Origin of the sequence: Streptomyces sp. NPDC005811 (assembly GCF_040630405.1) — a bacterium.
Classification (GTDB): domain Bacteria; phylum Actinomycetota; class Actinomycetes; order Streptomycetales; family Streptomycetaceae; genus Streptomyces.
Map to the genome: position 1 here is coordinate 1 of NZ_JBEXXK010000118.1, position 6,910 is coordinate 6,910.

Sequence of the window (6,910 nt, forward strand, 5' to 3'; positions counted from 1 at the left end):
GCCTCGCACACCCGTCACGTGGAGGCCATCGAGCAGGAGCTGGCGGACGTGCTGGCCCCGGTCGCCCCTCGTACCGGTGAGGTGCCGTTCTTCTCCACGACCGAGGCGGAGGTTGTCGACACGGTCCGGCTGGACGGGGGGTACTGGTACCGGAATCTGCGTCAGCGGGTGCGTTTCGCGGACGCGGTCGAGGCGCTGGTGGAGCAGGGTTATGGCGCGTTCGTCGAGGTCAGTTCCCACCCCGTGCTCGGCATGGCGCTCCAGGAGGCCGCACCCGACGCGGTCGTGACGGGGACGCTGCGCCGTGACAAGGGTGACGCCCACCGTTTCCTGACCTCCCTCGCCGAGGCGTGGGTGCGGGGTGTCCCGGTGGACTGGACGGCGGTCCTGGCCGGCCATGACGCCCGCACGGTCCCGCTGCCGACCTATGCCTTCCAACGCCGCCGCTACTGGCTCGACGGCGGCGCGACGGCCCGTCGTCTCACCCTTCCCCTCGGGGAACCCGCCGAGTCCGAGGAAGCAGCCGCCCTTACGCCTCCCGTGCCGCGTAACGACTGGGTGCAGCGGATCCGGGCCCATGCCGCCACCGTGCTGGGGCATGCCACCGCCGCTGATGTCGAGGCGACGCTCACGTTCAAGGCGCAGGGCTTCGACTCCGCGACTTCTGTCGAACTGCGCAACCGACTGGTCGCGGACACCGGACTTTCCCTGCCGGCCTCTGTTCTCTTCGATCACCCCACTCCTCAGGCACTCGCCCGCCATGTGCGCGGGCTGCTCCACGGCGGCAGTGACACGGCTTCCGAGATCTCAGTGGATTCGACGCCCGCCACCGGCAGCGAGCCCATAGCGATCGTGGCCATGGGCTGCCGTCTGCCCGGTGGCATCCGCACACCGGAAGAGCTGTGGGAACTGCTCTCCGGCGGCGGTGACACCATCTCCGGCTTCCCCACCGATCGAGGATGGGACCTCGACAGCCTGTACGACCCCGACCCGCAGCAGCACGGGACCACGTATGCGCGTTCCGGCTCGTTCCTTTACGGCGCGGGCGACTTCGACGCCGGTTTCTTCGGCATCTCGCCGCGCGAGGCCGTCGCCATGGACCCGCAGCAGCGCCTGCTGCTGGAGACCTCCTGGGAGGCCCTTGAACGGGCCGGGATCGACCCGGAGACGCTACGTGAGCGCGACGGGGGAGTATTCGTAGGACTCATGCAGCAGGAGTACGGTCCCGGGCTGCACCGAGCCCCCGAGTCGGTCGACGGATACCTCCTGACCGGCACCTCGGGCAGCGTGGCAAGCGGGCGGATCGCCTATGTCCTCGGCCTGCGTGGGCAGGCGGTGACGGTGGACACGGCGTGCTCCTCGTCGCTCGTGGCCCTGCACATGGCCGTCCAGGCGCTGCGCTCCGGCGAGTGCTCGTTCGCGCTCGCCGGAGGCGCGACCGTGATGGCAGAGCCCGGCATCTTCGTGGAGTTCAGCAGGCAGCGGGGGCTGGCGTCGGATGGTCGTTGCAAGCCGTTCGCGGCGGGTGCGGATGGTACGGGGTGGGGTGAGGGTGTGGGGGTGTTGCTGCTGGAGCGGCTGTCGGACGCCCGTCGCAACGGTCACCAGGTGTTGGCGGTGGTGCGGGGTTCGGCTGTCAATCAGGACGGGGCCAGCAATGGTCTGACCGCGCCCAATGGTCCTTCCCAGGAGCGGGTGATTCGTGCGGCGCTGGCCAATGCCCGGCTGAGCGCGGATCTGGTGGACGCGGTGGAGGCGCACGGTACGGGGACGACGCTGGGTGACCCGATCGAGGCGCAGGCGCTGCTGGCGACGTACGGCCAGGGCAGGGATCCGGAACGGCCCCTGTGGCTGGGCTCGTTGAAGTCCAACATCGGCCACACGCAGGCCGCCGCGGGCGTTGTCGGTGTGATGAAGATGGTGCTGGCGTTGCAGCACGGAGTGCTTCCCCGGACCCTGCATGTCGACGAGCCGACGCCCCATGTCGACTGGTCGGCGGGGGAGGTGTCGTTGCTGACGGAGGCCGTGGACTGGCCGGAGACCGAGGGGCGTCCGCGTCGGGCCGGTGTGTCGTCGTTCGGGATCAGTGGGACGAATGCGCATGTGGTGCTGGAGGAGGCTCCGGGGGAACTGGAGGCGGTTTCCGACGGTGTGGTTGCGGTGCCGGTGTTCACGGCTGGTGGTGTGGTGCCGTGGGTGGTGTCGGGTCGTGGTGGGGAAGGGCTGGCTGGTCAGGCGGAGCGTCTGGCGTCGTTCGTCGAGTCGGCGGATGAGGGCGTCCGTCCGGTGGATGTGGCGTGGTCGTTGGCGTCGACGCGTACGGCGTTCGAGAACCGGGCTGTCGTCCTGGGGGCTGACAACGACGCCCTGATCTCGGGGGCCAAAGGGCTTGCGGTCGATGATGGGGTGACGCCGTCCTCGGTGGTGCGTGGGCGGGCTGCTCGTGCTGCCAGTGATGTGGTGTTCGTGTTCCCGGGGCAGGGTGCGCAGTGGGTGGGTATGGGGCGGGAGTTGTGGGGTGTCTCGCCGGTGTTTGCGGCGTCGATGGCGGCGTGTGAGCGTGCGCTGGCTCCGTTTGTGGAGTGGTCGCTGAGTGAGGTCGTGCGGGGTGGGGGTGAGCTGGCTGAGGTCGATGTGGTGCAGCCGGTGTCGTGGGCGGTGATGGTGTCGTTGGCGGCGGTGTGGCGTGCGTGTGGTGTGGTGCCGTCGGTGGTGGTGGGTCATTCGCAGGGGGAGATCGCGGCTGCGGTGGTGGCGGGTGGTCTGTCGTTGGAGGATGGTGCGCGGGTGGTGGCGTTGCGGTCGCGGGCGATCCGGGCGATCGCGGGCCGTGGTGGCATGGTCTCGGTGCCCCTCGCCCCGATGGATGTGGAGGAGCTGCTGGCCGGCTGGGCGGGCCGGATCGATGTGGCTGCGGTGAATGGTCCGGGTTCGGTGGTGGTGGCCGGTGACGCGGATGCGCTGGATGAGCTGATGGCGCACTGCGAGGCACGCGAGATCCGGGCGCGTCGTATTCCGGTGGATTACGCCTCGCACACCCGTCACGTGGAGGCCATCGAGCAGGAGCTGGCGGACGTGCTGGCCCCGGTCGCCCCTCGTACCGGTGAGGTGCCGTTCTTCTCGACCACCGAGGCCGAGGTCGTCGACACGGCCCGGCTGGACGGGGGGTACTGGTACCGGAACCTGCGCCGGCGGGTGCGTTTCGCCGACGCGGTCGAGGCGCTGGCGGAGCAGGGCTACGGCGCGTTCGTCGAGGTCAGCTCCCACCCGGTCCTCGGCATGGCCGTCCAGGAAGCCGCACCCGACGCGGTCGTGACGGGAACGCTGCGCCGCGACAAGGGCGACGCCCACCGCTTCCTGACCTCCCTCGCCGAGGCGTGGGTGCGGGGTGTCCCGGTGGACTGGACGGCGGTCCTGGCCGGCCATGACGCTCGCACGGTCCCGCTGCCGACCTATGCCTTCCAGCACCGCCGTTACTGGCTGGAGCGGACCGCTCCGGCTGCCGCGGCGGCTGTCGCTTCCGGGCGGGAGGCGGTGGACGCCCGTTTCTGGGAGGCGGTGGAGCGGGAGGATCTGGAGGCGTTGGCGGGGACGTTGGGGGTGTCGGGCAGTGAGGCGCTGGCCGGTGTCCTTCCGGTGCTGTCGGGGTGGCGCAGGGAGCAGGTGGTGCGGTCGGCGGTGGACGGCTGGCGGTACAAGGTGGTCTGGAAGCCGGTCGCCCGCGACACACGCGCCAGCACCCTGACCGGTACCTGGCTGATCATCGTCCCGCAGGGACACCTCGACACCGAACTCACCACCTCCCTCTCCGGCGGACTGACGACCCACGGCGCCGACGTACGAGTCCTTGAACTCACCTCGCGCCACGTCGACCGCGAAGTCCTGACAGCCGCGCTCGACGAGGCGTCGGCCGACCCTGCCGTGCCGCTCAGCGGCGTGCTGTCGCTGCTGGGACTGGACGAGGACCCGTTGCCCGACCATCCCGTGGTGACCACCGGGGCCGCGCTCACCGTCTCCCTTCTCCAGGCACTCGGACAGACCGGGAAGGACGTTCCCCTGTGGTGTGTCACGCAAGGCGCCGTGGCGGTGGGGGAGCAGGAGCCGGTCGCCCGGCCGGCACAGGCTGCGGTCTGGGGGCTGGGGAGGGTCGCGGCCCTGGAGTTCCCGGAGCGCTGGGGCGGGCTGGTGGACCTTCCCGAGCGGCTCGACGCACGGGACACCGGTGCGCTCTGCGCCGTTCTGGCCTCGTCCGGTGACAGCGGCGAGGACCAGGTAGCCGTGCGCGCCAACAGCACCTTCGTACGGCGTCTGGTCCCTGCCCCTCGTTCGGTTTCCGGGCGGCACTGGACGCCGCGCGGTACCGCCCTCGTGACCGGCGGAACCGGTGCGCTCGGCGCGCACGTCGCCCGGTGGCTGGCGCGTGGTGGCGCCGAGGACGTGGTGCTGGTCAGCCGGCGAGGCAGGAGCGATGACGCGGGACTGAGGGCACTGGAGGCGGAACTCGCCGCGCTGGGCGCTCGGTTGACCATCACCGCGTGCGATGTGGCCGACAGCACTGCGCTCGGGGATCTGCTGGATTCCCTGCGCGCGGACGGTCGTACCGTTCGCACGGTGGTGCACGCCGCAGGCGTCGGCACCCTCGGGGCGCTCACCGACCTCGGCATGGCGGAGTTCGCCGAGGTCATCGCAGGCAAGGTGGCGGGGGCACAGCATCTCACCCGGGTCCTGGACCCGGCCGAGACCGATGCGCTGATCCTCTTCTCCTCGATCTCCGGTGTCTGGGGGGTCGCCGACCACGCGGCTTACGCGGCCGCCAACGCCTGCCTGGATGCCCTCGCCGAGTCCGCGCGCCGCACACGCGGGCTTCCGGTGCTCTCGGTCGCCTGGGGTCCCTGGGACGGTGGCGGCATGATCGGGGAGGACATGCGCGACCCGCTGCGCCGCCGTGGCATCCCCGTCATCGCGGCGGAACCGGCGATGGTGGCCCTGCAGGAGGCGCTGGACCACGACGACACCGTCGTCGCGGTCGCCGATGTCGACTGGGCACGTTTCGTGCCCGTCTTCAGCGCCGCCCGGCCCGCCCCGCTCATCGCCGCACTGGAACCGCGGGACGAGACCCGAGACGGCGGCGCAAAGGACGCACAGGGCACGGACGCAGCCGCCCCGGACCTCGCGCAGCGGCTCGGCGCTCTGCCCGCCTCCGAACACGACCGATTCCTCCAGGATCTCGTCCGGTCCGAGGCGGCCGTCGTGCTCGGTCATGACTCGGCGGCAGCCGTCGACGCCGCCTACGCCTTCAAGGAGTTGGGTTTCGACTCGGTCAGCGCCGTCGAACTCCGCAACCGCCTCACCGCCCGCACGGGTCTGAAGATCCCGACGACGGTCGTCTTCGACCACCCCACCCCGCTCGCCCTCGCCGCCCACCTCCGCCGACTGGCCCTCGGAGACGATGCCGCGCAGGGGCAGGACTCGGAGTCGTCCGCGACAGCGGCCGGTTCGCGGACGCCCTCCACCGACGACGACCTCATCGCCGTCGTCGGCATGGGGTGCCGATACCCGGGCGGCATCACATCCCCCGATGACCTCTGGCGGGTCGTCACCGAAGGCCAGGACCTCATCACGGGCTTCCCCGCCGACCGGGGCTGGGACACGAGCCGCCTCTACCACCCCGACCCCGACCGGCACGGCACCAGCTACGTCCGGCACGGGGGCTTCCTGCACGACGCCGGGGAGTTCGACGCGGCCTTCTTCGGGATCTCCCCGCGCGAGGCGGCGGCGATGGATCCGCAGCAGCGACTGCTCCTGGAGACGTCGTGGGAGGCGTTCGAGCAGGCCGGCATCGATCCGAGGACCCTGCGCGGCAGTAGCACCGGCGTCTTCACGGGTCTGACGGACCAGAACTACGGCACCCTGCTCGGCCGTGGCACCGACGGCACCGAGGGCTACCTCGTCACCGGTGCCTCGACCGCCGTCGCATCCGGTCGCGTCTCCTACGTCCTCGGGCTGGAGGGACCGGCGGTGACCGTGGACACCGCGTGCTCCTCGTCGCTGGTCGCGCTGCACCTCGCGGTACGGGCCCTGCGGTCCGGCGAGTGTGTGATGGCGCTGGCGGGCGCGGCGATGGTCATGGCCGATCCGGCGCCGTTCGTGGGTTTCAGCCGGCAGCGGGGCCTCGCCCCCGACGGCCGGTGCAAGCCCTTCGCCGAGGCCGCCGACGGCTTCTCCCTCGCCGAGGGCGTGGGTGTGCTCCTGCTGGAGCGGCTGTCGGACGCCCGTCGCAACGGTCATCCGGTGCTGGCGGTGGTACGGGGTTCGGCGATCAACCAGGACGGGGCCAGCAACGGCCTGACCGCGCCCAACGGCCCCTCCCAGCAACGAGTCATCCGCGCCGCCCTCGCAGACGCCCGCCTCACCTGCGGTGACGTGGACGTCGTGGAGGCGCACGGCACGGGCACCCGGCTGGGCGACCCGATCGAGGCGCAGGCCCTGCTGGCGACGTACGGGCAGGACCGTCCGTCCCGACAGCCGCTGCTCATCGGCTCGGTCAAGTCCAACATCGGGCACACCCAGACCGCGTCCGGTATGGCCGGCGTGATGAAGATGGTGCTCGCCATGCGGCACGGTCTCGTGCCGGGCACGCTGCATGTCGACGCCCCGTCTTCGCACGTCGACTGGTCGGCGGGGGAGGTGTCGTTGCTGACGGAGGCCGTGGACTGGCCGGCGGCCGAGGGGCGTCCGCGTCGGGCCGGTGTGTCGTCGTTCGGGATCAGTGGGACGAATGCGCATGTGGTGTTGGAGGAGGCTCCGGCGGTGTCGGAGGCGGTTTCCGACGGTGTGGTTGCGGTGCCGGTGTTCGTGGCTGGTGGTGTGGTGCCGTGGGTGGTGTCGGGTCGTGGTGGGGAGGGGCTGG

1 protein-coding gene is annotated in these 6,910 nt (G+C 71.2%); it reads left to right on the forward strand.

The window, feature by feature from the left end; genetic code table 11:
- Window positions 1–18: 18 nt before the first annotated feature.
- Window positions 19–6,910 (forward strand): type I polyketide synthase (locus tag ABZ490_RS51780; RefSeq protein ID WP_359007946.1); only part of this gene is annotated, 6,892 nt, incomplete at its 3' end.